1 protein-coding gene is annotated in these 290 nt (G+C 49.0%); it reads right to left on the bottom strand.

What is annotated here, in order from left to right:
* Nucleotides 1-248 (bottom strand): hypothetical protein (locus AC1RPW_RS08375; protein WP_481769504.1); only part of this gene is annotated, 248 nt, incomplete at its 3' end.
* Nucleotides 249-290 lie beyond the last annotated feature (42 nt).

Below are 290 nucleotides of genomic sequence, written 5' to 3'. Positions count from 1 at the left end.
GCATTACCAATTTCCGCTCGGTGCATGACATTGATGGCTATGCAGCGACCATCGCTTTTTGCTTTCCGAATTGCCTTTCGGAAAGCAAATGCCAAATCCTCACCATGACAGTCGGCTGGATCAAATGAGAACCCTAGCGTAATGGTTCTTGTCAGATCGCCACCGGACTCGTAGTCTACACTGATCGTGCGCCATCGTGGTGCAACCCATTCGGGAATATCATGCGAAAACTCCACTTTAGCTACCATAACTTCCCCTTAATACGTGCGAATCGTCGTACCCTTGAAGAC

The organism is Dellaglioa sp. CoH-55-MRSF-8 (assembly GCF_056782195.1).
Note: the sequence above shows the minus strand (reverse complement) of the source record. Positions and strands in the feature narration are given on the sequence as shown.